Genomic DNA, 22,484 nt, shown 5'->3' with positions numbered 1-22,484 from the left:
GGGCTCCATCGCCAGCCGGAAGAGCCACTCCAGCCCCAGGCGCTGCATCGCCCCGGGTGCCTGCCGGACCCGCCCCGAGTGGAAGTCGAAGGCCGCGCCCACCCCCAGCATGGTGAGGGGCAGCCGGTCGCGGTGACGGTACATCCACCACTCCTGCTTCGGGCAGCCGATCCCCACGAAAAGGATGCGGGCCCCGGAGGCGAGGATCTGCCGGACGTCCTCGGCGTCCTCCTCGGGCGTCAGCGGGCGGAAGGGCGGGGCAATCGTGCAGGCCACCTGGATGCCGGGGAACTGGCGCTCCAGGAAAGCCCGGAAGTCCCCCAGGCTCTCGGGCGTGCCGCCGTACAACCCGATGGGCACCCCCGCTTTGGCTGCCGCCTCGCAGACATGCAGGGTCAGGGTGGGGCCGTAGACCCGCTCGGCGTCCCGGACCCCCAGCAGCTTCAACCCCCAGACGAGCGGCATCCCGTCGGGCGTGACCAAGTCGGCGGAGTTGGTGACGGCCTGGAAGTTGGGGTCGTCCACTCCCTCCATGACCATGTGGACGTTGGCGGCGTGGACCCGGCGGGGGCCCCCGGCCTGCGCCCAGGTGATCACGTCTGCTGCCGCTTGGGCGTAGCTGGTCGCGTCGATGCGGGTGCCCAGGAGTGGGCGGGAAACGGGCCTCTGGGCGTGATCCGGCAGGGAGGTCGGTGGGGTCTGCGCGGTTACCCCGCCAGAGAAGGTCGGCATGCTTCAGCCTGTTCCAGGGGCCGCTTCAAAAAAGCTAAATCGGCCAACACGCCCCCACCTCTCCCCTTCCCACGCTCGCCCCGCTTCGCGGGAATGTAAGCAAGGCTCAATGCGAACTTTTCGTGAGCCCAGCGTGAAGAGTAACGCTACCTTCTCTGAAGGAACGTTTGGGTTTCTCATGAGCCCCGAGGAGAAGCAATACGATGTTCTACCCCATCATTCTCACCCAGCGCATCCCCCATCGGGGGAACTTGCCCGAACAGCGCAGCCAGCAGGCCAGGCAGCACTCCGGGCACACGCCGGAACAGGAGCGTTTTGCATGAATGAGTGGAAGCCTCAGCAGGTCGCGGTGATCGGCACAGGGTACGTCGGGCTGGGCACGGCGGGGCTGCTCGCCCACCTCGGCCACCAGGTCACCGGCATTGACATCGACCCCAACAAGATTGCCCAGCTTCAGCGGGGCGAGGTCCCCATCTACGAGCCGGGCCTCGACCAGCTCCTGGCGGACGCGGGGCACAACCTGCGCTGGACGACGGACTACGAGAATGTCATTCCGCACGCGGACGTGATCTTCATCTGCGTGGGTACGCCGCCCCTGCCGGATGGCCGCCCCAACCTGACCTACCTGGAGGCCGCCGCACGCAGCATCGCGCAGAACCTCAACGGCAAGGTGCAGGTCATCGTCAACAAGAGCACCGTGCCCATCGGGACGGGGGACTGGGTCACCCGGATCCTAGAGGAGCACGCCGTCGACTACCACATGAACAGGTACTTTGTGGTGTCCAACCCCGAGTTCCTGCGCGAGGGCACGGCGCTGGGAGACAGCCTGTACCCGGACCGCATCGTCCTGGGTGGACATGCGCTTGCCGTGGAGCGGATGCGCGACCTGTACGCGCCCCTGATTCACCAGACCTTCGAGCCGCTCGCGTACGTCGCGCGCCCGCGCGAGTACACCGTGCCCGCCGTGGTGGAGACGACCCTGCCCAGCGCGGAGATGATCAAGTACGCGGCCAACGCCTTCCTCGCCCTCAAGATCAGCTTTGCCAACGAGGTCGCGGGCCTGTGCGAGCGTGTGGGCGCCAACATCGACGAGGTCGCCACCGGGATCGGCTTCGACCAGCGCATCGGGCACCGCTTCCTGGCGGCGGGAGCCGGGTGGGGCGGCAGTTGCTTCGGCAAGGACACCAGCGCCCTGATCAGCACTGGCAGCGAGTACGGCTACGACATGCCCATCCTGCGCGCCGCGATCAACGTCAACCAGCGCCAGCGCGGCGTAGTCCTGGAGAAGCTCCAGAAGCACGCCAGGCTGCTCAAGGGCAAGCGGGTGGCGGTGCTGGGCATGGCCTTCAAGCCGAACACCGACGACCTGCGTGACGCCCCGGCCCACGACTTCATCGCCCGGCTGAACCAGCTCGGCGCGACCGTTGTTGCCCACGACCCCATCGCCATGGACCGGGCTCGCCGGGAGTGGGGCCACCTGCGGTACATCGAGGCGCCCACCGCCCTGGACGCGCTGAAGGGTGCGGACGCCCTCATCATCGCCACCGAGTGGGCCGAGTACCGCAGTCTGGACTGGAATACAGCGGTGCAGACCATGCGGCGGCCCTTGGTGATTGACGCGCGCAATGTGATCAGCGAACCCCTGGACGTCCCTGCCACCATCGAACAGATCGGCAAGGAACTGCCGGAGAAGACGCCCGCCCTGGAGGGCACTGCGTGAACATCCTTATTACCGGGAGCGCCGGTTTCATCGGCAGCCATCTCGTCGAGCGCTTTCTGAACGAGGGCCACACCGTCGTCGGCGTGGACAACTACATCAGCGGGCAGAAGCGCAACACCGAGATGTTCCTTGGGCACCCGAACTTCCGCTTCATCCGCGCGGATGTCAGCTCCGGCATCCCATACGAAGGCCAGCCCCTCGACTGGGTGCTGCACTTCGCCAGTCCCGCCAGCCCACCGCACTACCAGCAGTTCCCCATCGAGACCCTAATGGTCGGCGCGCAGGGCACCCACCACGCGCTGGAACTCGCGCACCGGCACGGCGCCCGCTTCATGCTGGCGAGCACCAGCGAGGTCTACGGGGACCCGCTGGTGCACCCCCAGCCCGAGAGCTACTGGGGGCACGTGAACCCCAACGGCCCGCGCTCCTGCTACGACGAGGCGAAGCGCTACGCCGAAGCCCTGACGATGACGTACCACCGCCACAAGGGCGTGGACACCCGCATCATCCGCATCTTCAACACGTACGGTCCCCGGATGCGCGCCGACGATGGCCGGGTGGTGACGAATTTCGTCAACCAGGCGCTGGAGGGCAAGCCCCTCACCGTGTACGGCGGGCAGCAGACGCGCTCGTTCCAGTACGTGGACGATCTGGTCGAAGGCATCGTGCGACTGATGGGAGTGACGTATCACCAGCCAGTGAACCTGGGGAACCCGGACGAGTACACCATTCTGGACTTCGCCAGGATTATCCGTGACAGGACCAACCCCGCCTTGGAGATTACGTTCCAATCTATGCCCCAGGATGACCCACAACAAAGAAGGCCGGACATTACCGTTGCCCGTAATCTGTTGAGTTGGACACCTGCCGTTCCCTTGCAAGAAGGATTGCAGCGCATGGTGGCCGCCAGCCTACATCCCACTCCCCCATTGTGAAACAACGTTCTCTCCTGCAAAACGCCTTTTGGATGCTCGGCGGTCTTGGGGCGCGGTCGCTCGTGCAATTTGTGTATTTTATCCTAATTGCGCGAGCTTTAGGCAGTCACGGGTACGGTGCGTTCATTGCCGCGAGTGCCCTCATCAACGTTGCCGCTCCATTTTCAACCTGGGGAAGCGGTAATATTCTTGTAAAATATGTAGCTCGCAATCGAGACCAATTCTCGACCTACTGGGGATCAGCAATTGCTACCACCCTTCTCAGTGCAGGCGTGTTGATTGTTCTTGTGACGGCCGCGTCCCATCTCGCGCTGCCACCCACGACGCCCATCCTGCTCGTGCTGCTCGTTGCCGTATCAGACCTTCTGTTCGCGCGCTTTCTTGATCTCGCCGGGCAGGCGTTCCAAGCGGTCGAACGCTTGGAGCGTACAGCAGCCATGCAGCTTTTGCTCAGCCTCTCGCGATTGGGTGGGGCAGCACTCCTATTTACTATACCCTTCCCAAAAACGGCCCTGACTTGGGCAGGCCTGTATCTGGCAAGCACAGCTATTAGCGCTCTCATCGCGCTTGCATGGGTTTGGCGTGACGTTGGCTGGGGACCTCTTGACCCACGCCCTACGCTACGCGAGTACCGCGAGGGAGGCGCCTTTGCTGTCAGTCTTAGCGCGCAGACAATATACAATGACATTGACAAGACTATGCTCGCCCGCTTGGTAAGTTCTGATGCCGCAGGCATTTACGCCGCCGCATACCGAATAATCGATGTGGCGTTCACACCTGTCCGGTCCTTGCTATACGCTGCCTACGCGAAGTTTTTCCAAACAGGCGAAGGCGGTATACGTGACAGCGCAGCGTTTGCAATCAAACTTATACCCTGGGGTGTTGTCTACGGATTGGTGGCAGCCACTGTCTTATACGCCGTAGCACCTCTACTCCCCTTGCTGTTCGGCTCCAACTTTACGGAGACAGTAGACGTGGTGCGCTGGCTGTCCCCACTCGTGCTACTTAAAACACTGTATTACTTCGCCGCAGATACCTTAACAGGAGCAGGGCGGCAAAGTGTGCGCGCCGCCGTACAAGTTGGAGTGGCAGTTCTAAACATTCTTCTAAACTTATGGCTTCTACCTTCGTATGGGTATGTGGGCGCCATATGGTCCAGCCTCGCAAGCGATTTTATATTAATGTTAACGCTTTGGGCCATAGTGGTAAAGAGCAACAGGAAATTGAAGCATGTCACTGTTTAATAGCAATTTTAATGTATTGAGTAATCTTCCCATCGCGTAAGTAAGATACATCTCAAACATCACTACCTCCTGGGCCCCACAATCACATTGTGGCGACAAGGCGAAATAATCTTCGCAATAGATGGCGTGAAACGTTTTACAGGCATTGGCATATCCATCTACGTGTTAGATTTAGATGATACCAAGTACATGTATATGTCTTCGCAATAGTTTACTTTTTGTGTGAGCGGCGGCCGTAGATAAGATGCAATGCCTGTCAACATGTTTCCACCAAACACAGGTGGAGAACAAAGATGCAGACAATCAGACACACAGTTGGACAAGTATCGGAGGTACGCAATGCAACAAATTAAAGTTCTTGGTGTATCCGTAAACACGATGCGCATATCGGATTTGCATAGCGTGATTACAAAGACCGTGTTAAATAACAGCAATACCATCATTGCTAATCATAACTTGCATAGTATCGCCCTTTTTCATCGAGACGAGGAATTGAGGAGATTCTACGCCTCCGTTGAATACATACACATTGACGGTATGTCCCTCGTCAAGTGGGGACAGTTACTCGGAGGTTCACTGCGCGAGGATCATCGCGTGACATACGTGGACTGGATTCACCCTCTTATGCGCTTCGCGGCGGAGAACGGCTGGCGAGTGTATTGCGTGGGCGGAAAACCAGGCGTGGGTGAGAAGGCCGCAGAGGTGCTGAGGGAGGAAATTCCCGAGCTCCAAATCTGGACACACCACGGGTACTTCGACACGACGACAGACAGCGTCGAGAACAAGCAAGTGGTGGAGGAAATCAATACGGTCGCGCCGCACATCCTGCTTGTCGGTATGGGCATGCCGCGCCAGGAGAAGTGGATCAAGGCGAACCGTGCCGCCCTCAAGGTTCATGTCGTGCTGCCTGCGGGCGCCTGCATGGATTACGTAGCAGGCGCTGTCCCCACCCCGCCCCGCTGGATGGGCCGCATGGGGCTGGAGTGGCTTTACCGTCTGTACAGCGAGCCCAAGCGCCTGGCGGGCCGCTACCTCGTAGAACCCTGGACGCTCGTGCCACTCATGGCCCGTGACTTGTGGCAGGCGAAGGTTGTTCGCCGGAATGGTGTGGCGCCGTGAGCGCAGTAGCTCCTGCTCGCCCGTTCCAGGCGGTTGATGCCGAATCATCCTCCTGGTACTGGCGCCGCCGCTTCCTGAACGGCCTTGTCATGCTGCTGGGTGATCTGGGGGCGCTCGCTCTGGCGATGGCCTTCGCGTCCTGGGCGCGCGGTAGCGTGCTGCACCTGCCGCTGCACCCTCACTGGGATGCCTTCGTGCTGCTCCTGTGGCCGCTGGGAGCGCTCGCTCGGGGCCTGCTGCCCAGTTGGGGCCTGGGAATGCCCGAGGAGATGCGCCTTACGACGAACCTGCTGGGCACGCTGTTCATCGCCCGCGCGCTCGCCGTGGCCCTCGTGGAGGAACGCTCATGGCAGGACGTGGCGGTCACCGCGCTGGAATTCGGGGTGGCGGCGGTGCTGGTGCTGCTCGCGCGTTCCCTGGCGAAGTGGGCGTTGCTGCGGGTGCGTCTGTGGGGCCTGCCGACGGTGGTGTACGGCGGAGCGAGCATGGGCCGTCCTGTGGTGGAGGCGCTCGTCGAGAACCCGGGGTTCGGCTACCTGCCGGTGGGCGTGTTCGACGATGACGCGGCGTTTGCGGGGACAGAGGTGTGTGGCGTGCCCGTGTTGGGGGGAACACACAGCACCTCGCGGGGGGCTCCCCTGGCGGTCGTGGCGCTCCCGGACCTGCCGCGCGCCGACCTCCTGGCGCTCCACGAGCAACTGCTGCGGTCCCACCGCCGCGTGCTGCTCGTGCCCGACCTGTTCGGTGTGCAGTCCCTGTGGGCCCAGACGCGGGACCTGGGGGGCGTGCTGGGCCTGGAACTCACGCGCAACCTGCACAACTCCGTGGCACGGTTCACCAAACGCGCGGTCGACCTGATCGCCGTGGTGTTGTCCGGCCTGGTCTGGGTCCCCGCCTGCCTGCTGCTGGGCCTCCTGATCTGGCTGGAGGACCGCGCCCATCCCCTCTTCCTTCAGGAACGGGTGGGGGAAAACGGGCGGATGTTCCGCACCTGGAAGTTCCGCACCATGCTTCCCAACGCCGAGGAGGTCCTGAAGCGCAGGCTCGCGGAGGACCCAGCCCTGCGGGCAGAGTGGGAGGCGAACTTCAAGCTGAAGAAAGACCCCCGCATCACGCGCGTGGGGGCATTCCTGCGCAAGACGAGTCTGGACGAGCTGCCGCAGCTCGTGAACGTGCTGCGCGGCGAGATGAGCCTGGTGGGGCCGCGCCCGCTGCCGCGTTACCACGAGCAGCAGTTGCCGGAGAGTGTGCGGGCCCTGCGGCTGGAAGCGCGCCCGGGCATGACCGGCCTGTGGCAGGTCTCGGGCCGCTCGGACGCCGGGAACGCGGGCATGGAGCGCTGGGACGCGTACTACGTGCGCAACTGGAGCATCTGGCTGGACTTCGTGATCCTGGTCCGCACAGTCCGTGTGGTGCTGCTGGGTTCGGGCGCGTACTGAGGGGTTGAGACGGACTTGCCTTCTCGGTGGCCCGAGGCGGCCGTGATTCGCGCCGCGCTCGGAATCGTCCTGCCCTTGCTGGTGTTCCTGGGCCTGGTGCTCTGGATCGGCACCCCCGGCGGCGTGGCGTGGGACCGGACCATGCTGATGCGTGTTCAGGCTCACCAGACGCCAGTGCTGAATGTCGTCATGGCCGTGCTGACCAATTTAGGCAGCGCTCCTGTCGTGACCGGCACTGGCCTCCTGCTGGGGGGCGAACTACTCCGCTTCCGGCAGGTCGGCGAGGGGATGCTGGTCTTGGGAGGCGTGGGGGGTGCCGGGGTGATGGGCGTGCTGCTCAAACACGTGTTTCAACGGCCCGAGGTGAATCTGGGCGGGCTCTCCGCGGGGCAGCTCCCTCCCCTGGTCGAGTCGCCCGCCCTGCCCTCCCTGCGGCTGCTCTTCCGGGTGGTATACACCTTTCCCAGCAACCACACGGTGGGCATCACCGCCCTCTGGCTGGTGGCCGTCCTGCTGACCTGGTCCTCGCCCTGGCGCTGGCCGGTCGCGGGGCTGGCCCTGCTGCTCGTATCCCTGGTGGGCGTGTCGCGTGTCTACCTCGGGGCGCACTACCCCACGGATGTGCTGGCGGGCTGGGCGCTCGGGACTGCCTGGGTCGTGGCCTTCGCCCAAGCCATGCGCTCTTCTGCAGTTCAGCGCCTCTACCGGAAGATCAAGGGGCTGATCTTCCGGCGTGAAGGAGGGCCGCAGGCGAAAGATCGCCGCTGGGGCTAGGGGCCCGGAACACTGGCTGGGCCGTCCACTTCTCCTTTAACAAGGCAGCTGAAGCGGTGGCTCGCACTACGACAGCTCAAAGAGCGCGTTGTGGAAAATGTGACCTACCAACGGATAAATCCGTTAGCTTCTCAGGCAACGCTTGCGTTCACTACCGCTACGTTGATGCCTGAAGGGGCGGCCCGCCCCAGGATGTTCCGCGCTGCGTTCAGGTCAGCATTGTCCACATGACCGCAGGCGACACATCGAAAGCGTGACTGACTCACCCGGTTCTCCCGGCAGGTGTGCCCGCAGGCGTTGCACCGCTGAGAGGTATGCCGGGGGGCTACGCGCATCACTTTCCGTGCGGCCCATTCTGCCTTCTGGGAAAGGAGAGAGAAGAATTGACCCCAGCCCACATCGTGAATGCTGCGGGCCAAGTTGCCCCGCCCCATCCCGCCGACGTTGAGGTCCTCGTGAGCAATCAAGTCGTTCTCTCGGACGAGCTTGAGAGCGGTCTTGTGGTGGAAGTCCAACCGCTGACGGCTGATCTTGCGGTGCAGCTTGGCGGCCCTGGAGACGGCCTTCCGCCTGCGGTTGCTGCGCTTGTTCCGCCTGCGGGCCACCGCACGCTGAGCGACCCGCAGCTGTTTCATGGCGGTCTGGAAATGCCGGGGGTTCTCCACGAACTCCCCATCGGAAGTGATGCAGAAGTAGGTGGTCCCCACGTCCACCCCCACCGAGCTTCCCGTTGCGGGAAGCGGCTGAGCTTCCACCTCACACACGTAGGACACGTACCACTCGCTGCAGTCCCGCGTGATGGTGGCCGTCTTGACTTTGCCCTCCATCGGGCGGTGCAGCCGGATTCGGACGTTGCCGATTTTCGAGAAGTAGGCGGACTTCTCCGAGACGCTGAACCCCGACTGCGGGTAGGTGATGGAGTCGTACCTGTCGCATCCCTTGAAGCGCGGGTAGCCGGGCGCCTGCCCTGCCCTTAAGCGCCGGAAGAAGCCCTGAAACGCCTTGTCCAGCCGCTTGAGAACGTCCTGAAGCACCTGGGAGTAGATCCCCTTGTACTCCGGCAGCGCGGCCTTGATTTCCGTCAGGTACTTCATCTGGTCGTACCCAGTCACGGTCTTCCCGGCCTTGCGGTAGGTGTCCCGGCGTTCCTGAAGGGCGCAGTTGTACAGGTTGCGGCACAGCCTCAGTTGCTCGTACAGCACAGCTTCCTGTGCCTTCGTGGGGTAGAGCCTGTACCTGAACGCCTTCAACATTCAGTCCCTCGTCTTCTGCTCTGCGATGTACCGCTCAATGACTTCGGCGCTGACGTTGCCCGCTGTGCTGACCCAGTAGGAGCGCGTCCACAGGGACGGCATGGAGCGCAATTCGGGGAACTCCTCTCGCAGAACGCGGGAGGTGTAGCCCTTTAGCGCGTGCATGACCTGTGTGGGCGACACATCCGGGTCGGTGCCGAGGAACAGGTGAACGTGGTCGGGCATGATTTCCAGCGCCACGATTTCCCAGCCCCGTTCGGCGGCCTTTTCGGTCAGCAGATCTCTCAACCGCGTGGCGACGTTGCCCACCACCACCTTCCTACGGCGCTTGGGGCAGAACACGAAGTGGTATCGCAGGAGCGACACGGAGGTGTTCTAGTGTAGATACGGCGTCGTCACTTCCACAATGTAGCATGGGTGAAAGACGAGGCGGCGGCGCTTCTGCCTTAACCGTCAACATCAGCCGATTGCCCTTCGGGCAGTTGGGCTATCCACCCCTTTAGAGGTGGACTTCCCGCCCAGACCCTCTTCTGTAAGAGAATTGTTAACCTCGCCTTCGTAAACTTCCCATATGCTTAACAACAACTCCCTGACCAGCTTTGAGCGGTCCGTGCTGGCGACCATCGCCGCCCTCGGGGGCCGCTCGCTGCACGAGCGAGTTCAGCACTCCATGAAGCAGCAGCAGGAGCGCCGCGCGGAGCGGGAGAAGACCCGGGAGTTCGAGCGGGAGTTGCGCCGCTGGACCCAGGGCTAAACACAGAACAGAAAGAAGGCGCCTTCCCCGGAATGGCGCTTTTACCTTTTGCTGGATCAGTCGAGGGTCCGAAGGAAACCCAGTTCACGTCAAGTTACCGGTCACCTGATCTGGGGTTCATCCAATCAGACTGGATTCCCGACTGCCCCGTCAGCTTTTAACTTTCTTGCAGCGCTCCCGGGATCAAGCTTGGGCATGGTGACCCTCATCCTCGGTGTGCTGACGGTGGTGTGCCTGGCGTTCAGCGTCGTGCATTTCCTGAGGGCCGAGTGGTATCGGCAACAGATGGCGCGGCAGCAAGAAGAGTTTGCGTTGGCGCTGAAGGCCCTGCGGCGGGGGCGGGGGCAGCCAGGCTCGGAGAGCCCCGAGCCTTACCCCGTCGCCTGACAGCTCAGTGCAGAAGCCGTTATCCGCAGGCGGAGGGCTATCCCGGCTGGCTCCAGGGGGAGGTTCATCGTCCCCTTCCCCCCGTTGCCGTCCAGCGTGTCAGGCACGCACGAGTTCCGCAGGGGGTTGAGGGGCCTCCCCTTCTAATTCTGGTTCCTCCTTCCCCGCTGCCTGGCGCGGCAGGGCAGGCAGACCGCTCAGCGCGAGGGCCGCGAGCATGGTTCCCGGGATGGCGGTCAGGTGGCTGTCGTAAAGCCCCGTGCACAGGAAGGTGGCCAGCATCGCGGGCCAGGCCAGTGCGGCAAGGCCGCGGGGGCGGCGGGCGACACTGAACAGCAGCATCAGGAGGAACAGCGCCAGACCGACCGTGCCCAGTTCGGCGAGCAGTTGAAGGTAATCGCTATGCGCGTAGTTCACGAAGACGCGGTCCGCTCCCCCGGTGACCTCTGCCACGGGCCGACGATACTCAAAGAACTGCGACGGAAACTGGGCGACGCCGGTCCCTGTCACGGGGTGATCGCGCCACATCTCCAGCGGGAATCGGTGGATGGCCCGCCGCGTGTCGAGGAAGCCTTCCAGGTTCTGGCTGTGAATGCCGAGCTCCGCCTTGTGCTGCGCGAAGAGGGCCTGTCCCTGCGGTGTGGCAAGCAGATACAGCCCACTTCCCCCAGCCGCCAGCGCGAGGAGGGTCAGGACAGCTCCCAGCCAGGCCCGTTTCGTCCAGGCCCAGACGACGACGGGAATGAGGGCGGCCAGCATCACGGCGGGGATGCTGCTCCCATCCGTCTTCAGGTTGACGTACTGGATACCCACCGCGAGCGCCAGGAGAGGCAGGGTGAGCCAGCCCGGTCGGGTGCATAGCAAGACAGTGCTCACCAGGGCGGCGGGCACGATCAGGTAGCCGCTGAAGTGGCTGGGGTGAAAGTAAGGGCCGGTGAGGTACTTCTCCGGCGTCCCAGGCAGGGCGAGGTAACCAGGAAGCGTGATGCCGCGTTCCTGAAGCAGGGCCACGGTCACGGAGGCGGCGGCCGCGAGCAGCGACACGGTCAGGACCGCGCTCTGGCTGCGCCGGGTCCGGGCGAGCAGGTGCAGGCTCAGGGCCGTTCCGAGGACGGCGGTCCAAACGCCCGCCCAGCGCCAGGCTTCCCACTGGTACGCCGCCCAGCCCGTGCTCGCCCACACCCAGGCGAGGAAGGCGAGCGCAGCCCCCACCCACCAGGGATGGGTCACACGAACCTGTCCCCGCATGCCCAGCGCGAGCAGGGTGAGGGCGAAGGTCAGGCAGCCCAGGATGGTCAGGCCACTCATGCCCCATCCGAAGGTGCTCCCCTGCGCGAGCGGGCCCCACAGCAGGGTCAGGCAGGCGAGGGCGAGGGCGAGCCCTTCGAGGGCCGTGGCCAGGCGGGGCCTCACGACGCGCCGCCCAGACGCTTCAGCGCCTTCTCGCACTCCCACACCTGGTCGATGGCGCGGCACCGCGTGTAGGCTTCCCGCGCGGGTGAGCTCTCGTGCAGCGCCTCCAGATACCGGGCGCGTTCCAGCCAGTACCCGGCGTTGTTCGGGTCGAGCCGCAGGGCCGGGTCCAGGAGGTTCAGCGCGCGGGCGTACTGCTCCTTGAAGGCGTACATGCGGGCGTGCTCGTAGTGCGGCACGGGCGAGTGGGGGCTGAGCGCCGCCGCGCGCTCAAAGGCGGCGTCCGCCTCGCGGCGAAGGACGTCCGTCTCCCGGAAGGCCCACAGGCCCCGCAGGCTCTCGGCGAGGCCGAGTTGCACCCGGGCGTCGTCCGGGCTGAGGCGGGCGGCCTGCCGCCTCAGTGCGAGCGCCTCGTCGAAGAGGGAGAGGTTTTGGCGGGCGTCCGCCTGCCGGACCAGCTGTTCGGCGCGGAGGTCCGTGAGGGCCCGTCCTACTGGAACGCCGAGGGGCAACAGGAGGGGCACGGCGAGGAACCAGGGGAACGGTAAGGATTGAGTCATAGGTAGGGGGGTGTGATGAAGCCGGGTGATGAATGCCCCGTCAGTGTAGTGACACTGAACGGCGGGGAGAGAGAAATTTTTGACGGAGAAAGATGAGGATTTCCGCGACGATGGGTGAGAGGCTGAAAAAAAGTAGCCCGCTTTTCTTCATTCAGCTTTATGCCTCACCCGTCCGTCCCGCTTCCTGCACGCTCCGTCCCAGCCGCGAATCCAGCTGACGCTGCGGAAGTCCCGCCCTGCCCAGTGGGCCCACTTTCTTGATGAGGAGAAGACAGATGAAAAAAACGTTTCTGCTGGGAGGCCTTCTGCTGGGCCTGACCGCGTGTGGCGGGGGAACGACCACACCCGACACGAGCTACCCGTACAACCCGAACGCGAGCGTGACGCAATCGACTGACGCCCGCACGCCCTACCGCGGCGACTGGGTGTTCGTAGCCATTCTGGCTGACAACACCAAGCGATACGGCGTGGCCGCCATCACCGACAAGTACTCGGACAACAGCGTGAAGAACGCCGGGGGCGGGTTTATGGCCTGGTGCCTCCGGAGCGACTGCACGCAAGACGACGAGCAGGGCACGGGCCTGATCGGTTCAGTGAGCGTTCAAACGGGTGCGGCGCTCGCCATCGGGATGGTGCCGGAAAAGGCCAGCGCGACCCGCTTCGTCATGACCGACACCGATGGACGCGTTGAGACCAAGGACGGGAAGGCGATGATTATGGGCGAGGGCACCTGGACCAACACGGCGGGTGGGGATCAGGCGGCCAACTTCGTGTTCGTGCAGGTGAACACGCAGTCGGACCTCGCTAGCCAAGCGGTCAAGCAGCAGGCCCTCCTGAACGCGCAGGCGCTGCTGACCGAGCGCTCGCTGGCCCCGCTTAAGACCTCTCTCCCTGAAGTGCGCGCCGCGCTGACCGAGCGCCTGCTCAAGTAACGGCAGGGATCAGAAAGGGAGGGGGCGCCATCAGCGCCCCCTCCCCTCTCGGTTTGCTGAACCGTTAGTTGCCGCCACCCCGTGGCGTGATGGGGGCCCCAGCGTTGTTTGCCGCCTCGTTTGCAAGGGCCAAGGTGGTCGGATCGCTCAGCAGCGTGTTGAGGCTCTGCTGGTCGTTCACGGCAAGCTTGGGATTTTGCTTGATCAGACCAGCAACCGAACCCTCAAGGAGGGTTTTGCCCGTCGCCGACTCCAGAGCCGCCCGGGTGATGAGGGAACTGGGAGCGAGGGTATTGCCGTACTTCAGCAGTCCCGCGAAGACGCTGGGCGACACGCGCAGCTTCTCCATAATCTGGCGGTAGGTAGAGGTGCCTGCCTTGAGGCCTTGCAGCCGGGCAACGGTGAGGGGAGGCTGAACGCCCCGGGCATTCCCAATGGCGATCAGGGCGCTGTAGCCCGTCACCTGGGAGGATTGGGCTGCAGCCGTGACGGCCAGAAGACCCGTGGCGACGGCAACCAGGAAGAACTTCTTCATCGCGTTTCCTTTCAGGAAGTCGGCTTCATGGCCTTCAGCCTCACCGCTTCGACCCTGCCCTTCCTGAAGGGTGTACAGGACAGGTTGGTCGCCATGATACCAGCGGCATTCACCTAATTCTTCAAAAGTTTTCACAAAACGGCGAAGGGCTGAGCTCTTCGTACGCGCGGGCGACCGACGCAAGACCGATCTACAAGTCAGACATCACCGATGGCTCCGCCTACACATGTCTCGACTGCGACGCTCCCATTCATACCGTCACGATTCTCTATGCGGATGGGGCCGCCGTTCAGCCCGGTGACGCCTCTATGGACGGCACGATGGCGGGAGTGCCGTTGCGCCTGTAGCCCAACATGCACCCCGGTCCGGCCGGTGAGCGCATGGCCCCCAGGTACGTCGCGCACCCCTCCCCGTCCTCCAGCGCTCAGCCGCGTCCGGCGTCCCGGCCAGGCGCCGCATCGCCAGCACTCCCCGCAGCGGGCCCACCGCCAGCACCGTGAACGCCAGCGGCCAGGCCCGGGCTCTGGAGGTGGGGGGCGAAGTCACTGTGCCGCCCGGGCCATGCCGACGCCCAGCCACCGTGCGGAGCAGTCGGTGCGGTTCGTACCGCTGGACTCGCTCAGGCCGTTGAACTCGTCGTCACGCGCCCCCGGCGCGCACGTACCGTCGAACTTCGACTCACCGAAACCGAGGCGGCGTTCGTACGCCGCGATGGCCTTGCCGAGGTCGACGAAGACCCGGTTGACGCCCCGCCGCTGCGCCGGACTGAGCCGCTGGCCCCTCAATCGGAGTTCTCGGCGATGATCCACAGCCGCCAGCGGTTGACCATCCCCAGGGCCAGGATGACGGGGTTGTCCACCTCCAGCAGGTCGTCGAGCCGCTCCGGCAGCCTGTCCGCGGTCAGGTGCCGGAGGTGCCGGGGCGTCACGTCCACCGGGTAGATCGCCTCCCGGAAATCCCGGTAGCTCAGGTTGCAGTCCACGCCGACCCGTTCGCGCAGCGCCTCCCGGTACTGCACCAGGTCGTCGATGGTGGTGCCCCACCCGCTGAGGTTGCTGTCCGCGAACAGGTCGGCGAGTTGCCGCAGACCGGCCTCCCGTTCGGGGCGGGGGGTCAGCTCGGTGGCCAGCAGCTCGACCTGCGCGCAGTGCAGGCCACCGGCCTGGTGCCGGACGTGATGCCAGGTCCGGGAGGGGTGCAGGCGGATGCCGCGGGTGAGCCATTCCGGCTCGATTCCCAGGAGGAGCCGGGGCCGCTGTTCGAGGTCGGGGAAGAGGTCCTGGCTGGAGATGACGGGCAGGCTCAGGTGAGGGGCATCCGTCATGGCAACCTCGGCGGCCTTCCGAACGGCCCAATCCGCGCGTCTTCCTTCTGGTCCAGGGTAGCGAGGGCGGGAGCGGCGCCGAGGCGCCGGAGGGCCAGGCGCGGCCTCACCGCGGCCGGGGCTTCCGGGGACGGTCGGGCAGGGGGATTCCGGCCTGGAGATGTTCGGGGGTGGCGAGGTCGATCAGCCACTCGCTGCGCGCCAGGGTGTCCAGGCGGCGGCGCTCCAGCTCCGGGTCGCGCAGCTCGGGGCGGAGAATCAGGAGCGCGTCGGGCTCGGTGATCTGCATGGGGCCTCCTCATGACATGGGAACTCGGCCGGATCAGGCCCGCGCCGGGTACCTGCCGCTGTGGTTCCCTGTGGTTCCACCCGTGGGTTCAGGGTGAGGGTGCCCCCGTGCTCGGCCCGGTCCAACTGCAGCCCACGCCCACCCTGGGTCTCCAACCTGACCTGGCCCCACCCGTGGGAGCACCTCATCGGGGTCCGGCGGAAGGTCACCCGGTGACCTCCTGCACCTCCAGCGTCCGCTCGCCGTCCTGGGCGTCGAGGGTGGACGCGCGCACCTCCAGGCCCGAGCGGCCCTGCCCGAGCACCAGCAGGGGTCGGTGGCGGTCCACCAGTCGGAGAGCGTGCGCCTGGCGCAGCAGGCGCGCCTCCTCCCGCGGACCGGCCACGCTGGCGGGAAAGGCCAGCCACTGCCCCACCCAGTCGAGGTCCGGGAAGACCACCGCCCGCAGCGCGTCGGTCCAGCCCAGGACGTACTCGGCGTGCATGGCGAACGGCTGCCCCGGGTCGTAGTCCGACCAGCGAATGTAGCCCGCCATGGCGGCACAGACGACCTGGAGCCTCTCGCCCCCCGCCTCCCAGTGGCCGAACAGCGGGCCGCTGCGGTACGCCGGGGACACCCCCTGCTGGTCGCGGAAGAAGGCCGCCGCGCCCCCACTCGGGGAGACGCCGCGGGTCGGCAGGGGGCCGGGGTGGTCCCCGGGTTCCCGCAAGGTGTCCACCTTCAGGAAACGGCAGTGGGCACGGGCAAAGTCGAATTCCATGGCGTCCTCCTGAGGACAACGGGGGCTGGGTACGGTGGGAGCAGATGGGGGCGACCCGCCGGGGAGGCTGAGGGCGGTGGAGGTGGCCGCAGGCGCGGTCGTCCCGAACGGCGCTCCTACGGACCAGGCTGCCCCCCGGCTGACGGGCGGGCGGGACTCAGACGAGGCAGGGGAGTTCGTCTCCCTCCTCATCCCCGGACCAGGCGCGGATCACGACCTGCTCGCGGGTGCGGCTCAGCACGAACAGCGGGCGCATCTCATCCACCAGCCCCCGGTCACACGCCGCCCTCAGGCAGGCCTCCTGGTTCATGTGGGCTCCGCCTGACCACACCCAGTCCACCTCGGCCCCCTGACTCAGCGCGTCCACCGCGCCCATCACGTAGGACGCCACCATCTCCAGGGGTCTTTGACCTGCCAGAGATAGCCCCCGGCGATGAGGTGGGTCACCCGCACCTCCCCCGCCTCCCGTCGGCCCAGGGCTGGACCCCCGGTCGCCAGCCCCGGCAGGCTGAGCAGGCCCGTGGCCTGCCGTTTGGCCTCCCGTTCGAGCATCACCCTCATCGCCGGGACCGGGGCGGGACGGGCCACCACCAGGCCCAGCAGGCGGCAGTGCAGATCGGTGATCATGCGCTCTCCCCGGCGTGCCCGGCCCGCACCGCCAGGGTCGCCCCGGCCGCAGGGCTCCGGTCCGGGGAGCCCCAGCAGGTCGGGGCGGGCCACCTTTCGGACCGGCGGGTGTCGGGGGACGTCCGGCGGGGCCTCAGGCCCTCCAAGACGTGACCCGGCGCGTCCTGCCCGGTCATCCTCCCGCCCACATCCTGAAGGATCACCGGCAGGCGATTTAGGTCCAGCCGGGGGCTGACCCCCACGCTGGGCGGCGTCATCCGCGCCCCCCGGCCATCTCGGCCTCCTCGCACAGGGCAATCAGGCGCAGGGCAATTAGGACCGCCGTCGCGCAGCCGCTCAACTGCCAGTCGATGACGCCGCCCAGCGGCCGCTGGGCCGGGTGGTACAGCTCATAGTCGATGTCGCTGACCAGAAAGGGGGACGCGCCCTCCTGAATTTCCCAGTCGACCTGCTCGTCGGTGATGACCTCGGCGCTGCGGGCGAGAAGGGTCGGCAGGACCTCGGGGCGGACGAGGTGCCGCCGGTAGACCCCGGGGCTGACGGTCAGGGTGGCCCGGGGACTCATGCCTGCACCTCCAGGGGGCGGATCGAGCGGACGTCATCCGAGCCGATCAGGATGCGGGCCGAGCCGTTCTCCGCGTCGTAGAGGTCGATGTAGCGGTCGGTGATGGCCTCGACGGCGTAGCGCTCCCGGCGGTAGGTCACCAACTGCCCGACGCCGTACTCGGCCAGCGTCGCCGTGGACGCAGAGCCGGTGGGCGCCGCAGCCTGGGACCGCGCCCGCCACGCCTCGGCGCGCCCGAGGACCTTGGGCAGCAGCGTGTCGATCCCAAAGCGCTTCGCGGTCCAGAAGCTGTCCTGGGCGACTTCACGGGTGGCGTCGGCCAGCAGCGCGAGGGCGGCCTCCAGGTCGCCGCCACAGTCGGACAGCAGGGTGTCCAGGGCCTTGCGGCGGGGGGTGCTCAGACCGCTGGCCTCGGGCAGGGCTCCCCGGTGCCGGTTCCAGATGCCCAGCAGCCGGGCGAGCGTCTCCGTGCTGTCCGGTGGAGTGCGGCACACGTCGTCCTGGCCCGGTGTGGGGAGGTGTTTCTTTTCAACCTTCTCTTTCTCTCTAAAGGAAGGGGGCGGGGTCTGCGGGACGACCGGCGACGGGGTTTCCCGGTCACTGGAGACAGTGGACACCCCGGTCAGGGGAGCGCGGAGAGCGGTGGGATCTCCTTCCCTGTTCTGCCCGGTTCTGGTCTCCTGCCCGCCTTCCACGGGGGGCTGGAGGGTCGCCAGGCGTTCCCGGATGCCTTCCGGATTCACCCTGAAGAAGTTGCGGGCCGGAAGCCCCTTGCGCCTGACCTCGACTACCCCGGCGCAGACGCGCAGGCAGCGGCGAATCTGCTCCGGGGAGAGGTTCAGGACCCTCCGCCAGGCCTCGTGCGAGTGCTCGAACCAGCCCTCGGCGTCGGCGGCGTGCTCACTGAGGTAGCAGCACTGGGCGAGGAAGGCCCCCGCCGTGCAGTCCCCCAGCAGCGTGATGAACGGTGTCGGCACCGCGACCACGGGCTGCTGGCCGAGGGTCTCCCTCACCAGCGACACCGCCAGTCCCGTCCGCCCGACAGTGGTGTAGGATGTCATCTGATCCTCCAACAGGTTGGATTCCCGAAGGGGAAGGTTTCCTAGGCCTTCTCCCCCCTTCGGTGCGGCAAAGGTAACACATTCTGTTACCACAGGTCAAGTTTCTTAGCTTCTTGAAATGGACAGCAGTGATAACTTGGCGGGAATGAACGAGGATGTCCGCGCATTTGTCAAGCAGGTCATGCTTGAGAAGGACATTTCTCAGGGGGAACTTGCTCGCAGGACTGGTCTGGCGCGGCCAGCAGTCACCAGGCTGTTAAATGGTACGGTTGGCAAAATCCCCGAAAACTGGCAGCGCATCCTTGACGAACTTGGGGTGGAGATCATTGCCGTCAAGAAATCTGACCGGTGAAGGCGACTTCCGGCGGCGCCTTCACCCCGTCTAACTCAGAACTTGCACCTGGATAGGTAGTGAAAAAGCTCTTCCAGACGCGAGAAAGAGGGTGTGTGCGACCTCAAGCTCCGCGGGGAGCGCGCGTCCATTCTGGCGGACGCGCTCCTCGCTCGACGACGCCCTTCTTCCCAGGGGAGGCAGGAACTCCCGGCGGGCGTCCTCGCCTGGAGGTGGGGCGCAGCGTCCTGTCAGCCCCCTACGGGCTAGCCCTGGATTCGCGCGCGGCGCCCAACGGCAGGTCGGGCCGTCCTTGAATTCCTCCAGCACGATGCAGGTCCGTACGCGCTCGATCACGTCCTGCACGAGGGCCAAGGTTTGGAGAAGGTCGCGCCGCTCCGTGGGGTCGCGCACGGCGATCTTGGGGATGGCATCGCTCATGGCCGTCACGGCGTAGCATCCCAGCACCTGCGGGAGGCCCGCCACGGCGCGCTTGAGCTCCCCCAGGTTCTCCGGGCGCGGGTTCGACCGGAAGTTGACGAGCAGGACACCCACGAGGTCGAAGCCGAGTTTCCTGCGGCCGAGCAGCGCGACGGTACGCCGAATGTAGCCCCGCTACCGCGGCCGCTAGAGGCGTTGGTGCACCCCGACCGCCGAGAGGCCGACGGTCTGACCGGGGGCGGCGTGGCCCACCTGCGCGTCGTGTTGCAGGGCGGCGAGGCGTTACCGGGCGATGTGGTCCACCCGTCCGGATCGACATGCTGCGGCGAAGGGTGTCAAACGGGTGGCCTGTCCGGGTGAATGGCATTCACCCGACTTGCGCGCGGGAGAAATCATCCGTAACGTGGGGCTCACATCCTGTCGAAGCAGAGACCGTCCTTTCAGGCGCCCGGCCCAGGAGGAAGGCTTGACCGTTCATTCCGCTTCAGGACTCTCCGCATCCCCCCCTCCACCGCCCCTGCTCGAAACGCGCGGGCTGTCGAAGGCCTTTCGCGGCCTCGTCGCGTTGCGGGACCACGCCCTCACCGTGCGGGGGGGCGGCCGCCCACCGCATCCTGCGGGACAACGCCGGGGAGCTGTACAGTGCCCGCCCCACGGTCAAGAACACCGACGAGGACACCAAAAGGAATCACCCGTGACGAGCGCCGAAGACCCGAACGTCCGCATGATCCTGGTGGACGGCCGCGCCCAGGTGTGAACCACACGAGGACCGAGGGTCTCAAACCAAGCCCGGAATCAATAACTCGCTCATATAACAGCCTCTAGACGTCGTCCCGAAGGGACGCAACTCTGCTATACCGATCTAGCTCGTTTTGTATGTGACACTTTGTACAAGTGAACATCAGTAAAGAATTTAAAAAGGCCACCCTCATCCAAGAAGGTGTGAGAGGCGGAAAGTATTAAGGGTACCACAATAACCCGGGGAACTGATCGGTACAGTCTCGTTACAGGAGATGGAGGTCTGCTTGGCTCCTCATGCACCTGAACGGACAAGTATGACGGATGAAGAACGCTTCCCATCCGTTGCATCAGCTTACATGGAATGAACTCCCAGGAGGAGTGTCATGAGCAGGTCCCACTGGGTCGCAGGGCTCGGCTTAGCCGTCGTTCTCTCTGCTTGTCAGCAAGCGTCTGTACCTTCGATGGCAGTGAACCCGACGAACGGAGGGTTGACCGCCCAACATAAACAGTTCTGCGTCCGCACGCAAGGCTACTATAAAAACCACTCTTTCTCGCTCGCCAACGTACCCTTCTTCAATACGGGCTACACCTATCAGTCTTTCCTGTCCGTCGCACCGCGTGGTGATGCCTATATTATTCTGGCACACCAGTATATTGCCGCTCGCGCGAACGGGCTGGATGCCAGCGCGAATGAAACGACAGACATCCCTGAGGTTCGGGATGCGTTCCTGAAGGCGGATGCATATTTCAAAGGTACGTTAACGGCGACACGGGAACAGTTGTTGGCCTGGGCGACGATTCTCGACAGGTTCAATAATGGTTATTACGCGGCATATACATTACCCAGCGGTCAGGTACTCTATTACCCACACTGTGATTAAGTATTGATTCCGGGCTTGATTTGAGACGCGACCCTGGGTTGAGGACCCCTGCTGACCGGAAACACGGGGGCGAGAAGTGCAATGGGCGTCGCGAACCTGAGTCGTTATCAGTAATCTACTTGCACGCCCTTCCAGTCCGGCCCGCCTCCTCTAAGGGCGGGCCTCTTTCCTGGTGAGCGAGTCCGGGCTCAGGAACTCGTTGTCTAACCAGGACGCCGCGCTCTCCGGGTCGCTCCTCTGCCAAACCAACCGCTCCTGCCACAGGCGCAGTACGGCCACTTTCTTCTCCGGGTGGCCGCCCAGGTATTCGACCAGGGCGGCTCGCTCAGCGGGAGTGAGGCTGGACGGCACACCCCCCTGAACCTCCTGATAGGCGTCACTGAGCAGGTTCACCATCAGGACAGTGGTGAGGTCGGTGGGCGGCATATGGGAGAGTAGAGTGCGTCCCCTTACTCTACGATCACTTTTGCATTGTGCTCCACCCGCCGTCCTACCTTAACCTCAGCTTTAAGAACTTCACAGACTTGCCGCACCCCTCCTCCTACACTCAATGCACGCCAAGGCAAGGGATCGACGAGCTGCGGCGCATTGCCCTCCCTTCCATTTCCAGCTTTATTCCGGCCCGCCTCCTCTGAGCGCGGGCCTTCTCTCTGCGGGCTTGCAGACCGCCCCTTGAGCATGTGAAAGTGGGCGTACGGGCACAGCACAGTGAAACGGAGCAGAAAGCTGGAACGCTGCTGCCCGGAGAGGAGCACGATGCAAAGGAACAGACGACCGGCATGGGTAGTAGGTTCAATCTCGGCTCTGGCACTCTCCGCCTGCGGATCAGTTCAACAGCAGGCCCCACAAGCACTCCTCCAACCCCAGATCACCTGGGGTCAACGTGATGCGGGCGAACACCCCTACGTGGGGACCCTCCTGTTCGTTCAAAATGGCGTCGGCTACTACAGTTGCACGGGTACCCTCCTCTCGCCGACGGTGATGCTCACCGCCGGACACTGCGTGGAGGAGGGCGGCAACAAGAACGACGTGACCTACGTCAGTTTCGCTGAGGACCCGTTAGCGACCCGTGCCCAGTACTCCAGCACGGCCGTGTGGCTCGCGGCGGAGTGGATCAAGGCTGCCGACGTCATCCCACACCCCCAGTACGACGACTACTCGGCGTTCCCAAACACTTACGACATCGGCTTGGTTATCCTGAGTCGTCCCGTCAGCATGAGCACCTACGGCAAGTTGCCTCCACTGCGCTATTTCGACACGACGCCGCAGGCCCAGCTCAAGGCGCAACTGTTCGAGCCGGTGGGCTACGGGGCGCAGGCCTGGAAGCCTGAAACGAGCAATAAACCTATTCCGGACGAGTACGCCCGCTACAAGGGGCTCCAGCGCTTCATTGAGGTGAACAGCAGGAACACCGGAACCCAGAGCGTCAAGCTCACCAACAACCCCGGTGCGGGCAATGGTGGGGGCGGCCAATGTTACGGCGACTCGGGTGGGCCGATCTTTTTCAACAACACCAACGTGATCGCCGCCATCACTTCCTTCGGCATCACGGCCAACTGCAAGGGCAACGACTTCTCGTTCCGACTGGATACCTCCCTGGCGCAAAACTTCGTCAATCCCTACCTGCGGTAGGACCTGTAGTGGGGGGCGGGACAATCCGGCCGTCT

29 protein-coding genes are annotated in these 22,484 nt (G+C 64.7%); 12 read left to right on the top strand and 17 right to left on the bottom strand.

From position 1 onward, the window contains the following. The coding region (locus tag F784_RS0119720) for a WecB/TagA/CpsF family glycosyltransferase (RefSeq protein ID WP_019588446.1) at positions 1-732 on the bottom strand (732 nt) is incomplete at its 3' end. A gap of 319 nt (positions 733-1,051) precedes the next feature. On the opposite strand from F784_RS0119720, the gene F784_RS0119710 reads away from it, so the two are divergent. The 6 genes from F784_RS0119710 to F784_RS24920 all read left to right on the top strand — a co-directional run bounded on the left by F784_RS0119710 (position 1,052) and on the right by F784_RS24920 (position 7,963). Further along, positions 1,052-2,452, top strand: coding sequence for a UDP-glucose dehydrogenase family protein (locus F784_RS0119710; RefSeq protein ID WP_019588444.1), 1,401 nt, complete (start codon positions 1,052-1,054; stop codon positions 2,450-2,452). Next, positions 2,449-3,387, top strand: coding sequence for a UDP-glucuronic acid decarboxylase family protein (locus F784_RS0119705; RefSeq protein WP_019588443.1), 939 nt, complete (start codon positions 2,449-2,451; stop codon positions 3,385-3,387). Before F784_RS0119710 ends, F784_RS0119705 begins: the two co-directional genes overlap by 4 nt. Next, positions 3,384-4,631, top strand: a complete 1,248-nt coding sequence (locus F784_RS25605; protein ID WP_211211919.1) for an oligosaccharide flippase family protein — start codon at positions 3,384-3,386, stop codon at positions 4,629-4,631. Before F784_RS0119705 ends, F784_RS25605 begins: the two co-directional genes overlap by 4 nt. A gap of 339 nt (positions 4,632-4,970) precedes the next feature. Next, the gene (locus tag F784_RS0119700; protein WP_026332603.1) at positions 4,971-5,750 is read left to right on the top strand and encodes a WecB/TagA/CpsF family glycosyltransferase; all 780 of its coding nucleotides are present in this window, start codon (positions 4,971-4,973) and stop codon (positions 5,748-5,750) included. Beyond that, on the top strand, positions 5,747-7,189 hold the full coding sequence (locus tag F784_RS0119695; protein ID WP_051087008.1) for an exopolysaccharide biosynthesis polyprenyl glycosylphosphotransferase: 1,443 nt from the start codon (positions 5,747-5,749) through the stop codon (positions 7,187-7,189). The genes F784_RS0119700 and F784_RS0119695 overlap by 4 nt, the downstream gene beginning before the upstream one ends. 15 nt (positions 7,190-7,204) lie before the next feature. After that, entirely contained in the window at positions 7,205-7,963 is a 759-nt protein-coding gene (locus F784_RS24920; RefSeq protein WP_157465393.1) for a phosphatase PAP2 family protein, read from the top strand. Positions 7,964-8,094: 131 nt separating this feature from the next. Here F784_RS24920 and F784_RS0119685 read toward each other — a convergent pair whose 3' ends face one another. Together F784_RS0119685 and tnpA are read right to left on the bottom strand one after the other, a co-directional pair. Beyond that, entirely contained in the window at positions 8,095-9,216 is a 1,122-nt protein-coding gene (locus F784_RS0119685; protein ID WP_019588439.1) for an RNA-guided endonuclease InsQ/TnpB family protein, read from the bottom strand. Beyond that, positions 9,217-9,582, bottom strand: a complete 366-nt coding sequence (gene tnpA / locus F784_RS0119680) for an IS200/IS605 family transposase (RefSeq protein WP_019588438.1) — start codon at positions 9,580-9,582, stop codon at positions 9,217-9,219. Positions 9,583-9,787: 205 nt separating this feature from the next. Here tnpA and F784_RS0119675 point away from each other — a divergent pair, with 205 nt between their 5' ends. Further along, positions 9,788-9,970 (top strand): hypothetical protein, encoded by a 183-nt coding sequence (locus F784_RS0119675; RefSeq protein ID WP_019588437.1) that lies wholly within the window; start codon positions 9,788-9,790, stop codon positions 9,968-9,970. A 195-nt stretch (positions 9,971-10,165) separates the two neighbouring features. Beyond that, complete coding sequence (locus tag F784_RS0119670) at positions 10,166-10,357, top strand: hypothetical protein (RefSeq protein ID WP_019588436.1); 192 nt, start codon at positions 10,166-10,168, stop codon at positions 10,355-10,357. A 99-nt stretch (positions 10,358-10,456) separates the two neighbouring features. On the opposite strand, the gene F784_RS0119665 is transcribed toward F784_RS0119670, so the two are convergent. Together F784_RS0119665 and F784_RS0119660 are read right to left on the bottom strand one after the other, a co-directional pair. Beyond that, positions 10,457-11,770 carry an O-antigen ligase family protein gene (locus tag F784_RS0119665; protein ID WP_019588435.1) on the bottom strand — a complete coding sequence of 438 codons (1,314 nt, stop codon included), beginning with the start codon at positions 11,768-11,770 and terminating at the stop codon, positions 10,457-10,459. Then, positions 11,767-12,330, bottom strand: coding sequence for a tetratricopeptide repeat protein (locus tag F784_RS0119660; RefSeq protein WP_083939297.1), 564 nt, complete (start codon positions 12,328-12,330; stop codon positions 11,767-11,769). The genes F784_RS0119665 and F784_RS0119660 overlap by 4 nt, the downstream gene beginning before the upstream one ends. 275 nt (positions 12,331-12,605) lie before the next feature. Between F784_RS0119660 and F784_RS0119655 the strand changes: the two genes are divergently transcribed. Next, positions 12,606-13,262 carry a hypothetical protein gene (locus F784_RS0119655; RefSeq protein ID WP_019588433.1) on the top strand — a complete coding sequence of 219 codons (657 nt, stop codon included), beginning with the start codon at positions 12,606-12,608 and terminating at the stop codon, positions 13,260-13,262. Between the two features lie 64 nt (positions 13,263-13,326). Here the strand turns inward: F784_RS0119655 and F784_RS0119650 are convergent, their stop codons facing one another. The 10 genes from F784_RS0119650 to F784_RS0119600 form a co-directional block, all read right to left on the bottom strand. Further along, positions 13,327-13,932, bottom strand: coding sequence for a hypothetical protein (locus F784_RS0119650; RefSeq protein ID WP_157465392.1), 606 nt, complete (start codon positions 13,930-13,932; stop codon positions 13,327-13,329). Between the two features lie 407 nt (positions 13,933-14,339). Then, positions 14,340-14,582: a hypothetical protein gene (locus F784_RS0119640; RefSeq protein ID WP_019588430.1), complete on the bottom strand. Its 243-nt coding sequence runs from the start codon at positions 14,580-14,582 to the stop codon at positions 14,340-14,342. Beyond that, complete coding sequence (locus F784_RS0119635; protein ID WP_019588429.1) at positions 14,579-15,121, bottom strand: hypothetical protein; 543 nt, start codon at positions 15,119-15,121, stop codon at positions 14,579-14,581. Before F784_RS0119635 ends, F784_RS0119640 begins: the two co-directional genes overlap by 4 nt. Before the next feature lie 106 nt (positions 15,122-15,227). Continuing rightward, a complete protein-coding gene (locus F784_RS0119630; RefSeq protein WP_019588428.1) occupies positions 15,228-15,410 on the bottom strand; it encodes a hypothetical protein in 183 nt (60 codons plus the stop codon). A 205-nt stretch (positions 15,411-15,615) separates the two neighbouring features. After that, the gene (locus F784_RS0119625) at positions 15,616-16,170 is read right to left on the bottom strand and encodes a hypothetical protein (RefSeq protein ID WP_019588427.1); all 555 of its coding nucleotides are present in this window, start codon (positions 16,168-16,170) and stop codon (positions 15,616-15,618) included. A 157-nt stretch (positions 16,171-16,327) separates the two neighbouring features. Further along, a complete protein-coding gene (locus F784_RS26435; RefSeq protein ID WP_157465391.1) occupies positions 16,328-16,564 on the bottom strand; it encodes a hypothetical protein in 237 nt (78 codons plus the stop codon). Then, complete coding sequence (locus tag F784_RS26430) at positions 16,546-16,797, bottom strand: hypothetical protein (protein ID WP_019588425.1); 252 nt, start codon at positions 16,795-16,797, stop codon at positions 16,546-16,548. The genes F784_RS26435 and F784_RS26430 overlap by 19 nt, the downstream gene beginning before the upstream one ends. Continuing rightward, positions 16,794-17,054 (bottom strand): hypothetical protein, encoded by a 261-nt coding sequence (locus F784_RS26425; protein ID WP_019588424.1) that lies wholly within the window; start codon positions 17,052-17,054, stop codon positions 16,794-16,796. The genes F784_RS26430 and F784_RS26425 overlap by 4 nt, the downstream gene beginning before the upstream one ends. Next, positions 17,051-17,362, bottom strand: coding sequence for a hypothetical protein (locus F784_RS0119605; protein ID WP_019588423.1), 312 nt, complete (start codon positions 17,360-17,362; stop codon positions 17,051-17,053). Before F784_RS0119605 ends, F784_RS26425 begins: the two co-directional genes overlap by 4 nt. Continuing rightward, positions 17,359-18,423: a hypothetical protein gene (locus F784_RS0119600; RefSeq protein ID WP_019588422.1), complete on the bottom strand. Its 1,065-nt coding sequence runs from the start codon at positions 18,421-18,423 to the stop codon at positions 17,359-17,361. The genes F784_RS0119605 and F784_RS0119600 overlap by 4 nt, the downstream gene beginning before the upstream one ends. A 118-nt stretch (positions 18,424-18,541) precedes the next feature. Between F784_RS0119600 and F784_RS25595 the strand changes: the two genes are divergently transcribed. Continuing rightward, positions 18,542-18,775 (top strand): helix-turn-helix domain-containing protein, encoded by a 234-nt coding sequence (locus F784_RS25595; protein WP_245557960.1) that lies wholly within the window; start codon positions 18,542-18,544, stop codon positions 18,773-18,775. 30 nt (positions 18,776-18,805) lie between these two features. Here F784_RS25595 and F784_RS26900 read toward each other — a convergent pair whose 3' ends face one another. After that, the gene (locus F784_RS26900) at positions 18,806-19,309 is read right to left on the bottom strand and encodes an Lrp/AsnC ligand binding domain-containing protein (RefSeq protein ID WP_019588421.1); all 504 of its coding nucleotides are present in this window, start codon (positions 19,307-19,309) and stop codon (positions 18,806-18,808) included. A gap of 1,010 nt (positions 19,310-20,319) precedes the next feature. Between F784_RS26900 and F784_RS26420 the strand changes: the two genes are divergently transcribed. After that, on the top strand, positions 20,320-20,817 hold the full coding sequence (locus F784_RS26420; RefSeq protein WP_157465390.1) for a hypothetical protein: 498 nt from the start codon (positions 20,320-20,322) through the stop codon (positions 20,815-20,817). 150 nt (positions 20,818-20,967) lie between these two features. Here F784_RS26420 and F784_RS0119590 read toward each other — a convergent pair whose 3' ends face one another. Further along, positions 20,968-21,243 (bottom strand): hypothetical protein, encoded by a 276-nt coding sequence (locus F784_RS0119590; RefSeq protein ID WP_019588420.1) that lies wholly within the window; start codon positions 21,241-21,243, stop codon positions 20,968-20,970. Positions 21,244-21,573: 330 nt separating this feature from the next. Here F784_RS0119590 and F784_RS23935 point away from each other — a divergent pair, with 330 nt between their 5' ends. Beyond that, positions 21,574-22,449 carry a S1 family peptidase gene (locus F784_RS23935; protein WP_083939294.1) on the top strand — a complete coding sequence of 292 codons (876 nt, stop codon included), beginning with the start codon at positions 21,574-21,576 and terminating at the stop codon, positions 22,447-22,449. Positions 22,450-22,484 lie beyond the last annotated feature (35 nt).

It is taken from the genome of Deinococcus apachensis DSM 19763, from assembly GCF_000381345.1.
Lineage (GTDB): Bacteria > Deinococcota > Deinococci > Deinococcales > Deinococcaceae > Deinococcus > Deinococcus apachensis.
Note: the sequence above shows the minus strand (reverse complement) of the source record. Positions and strands in the feature narration are given on the sequence as shown.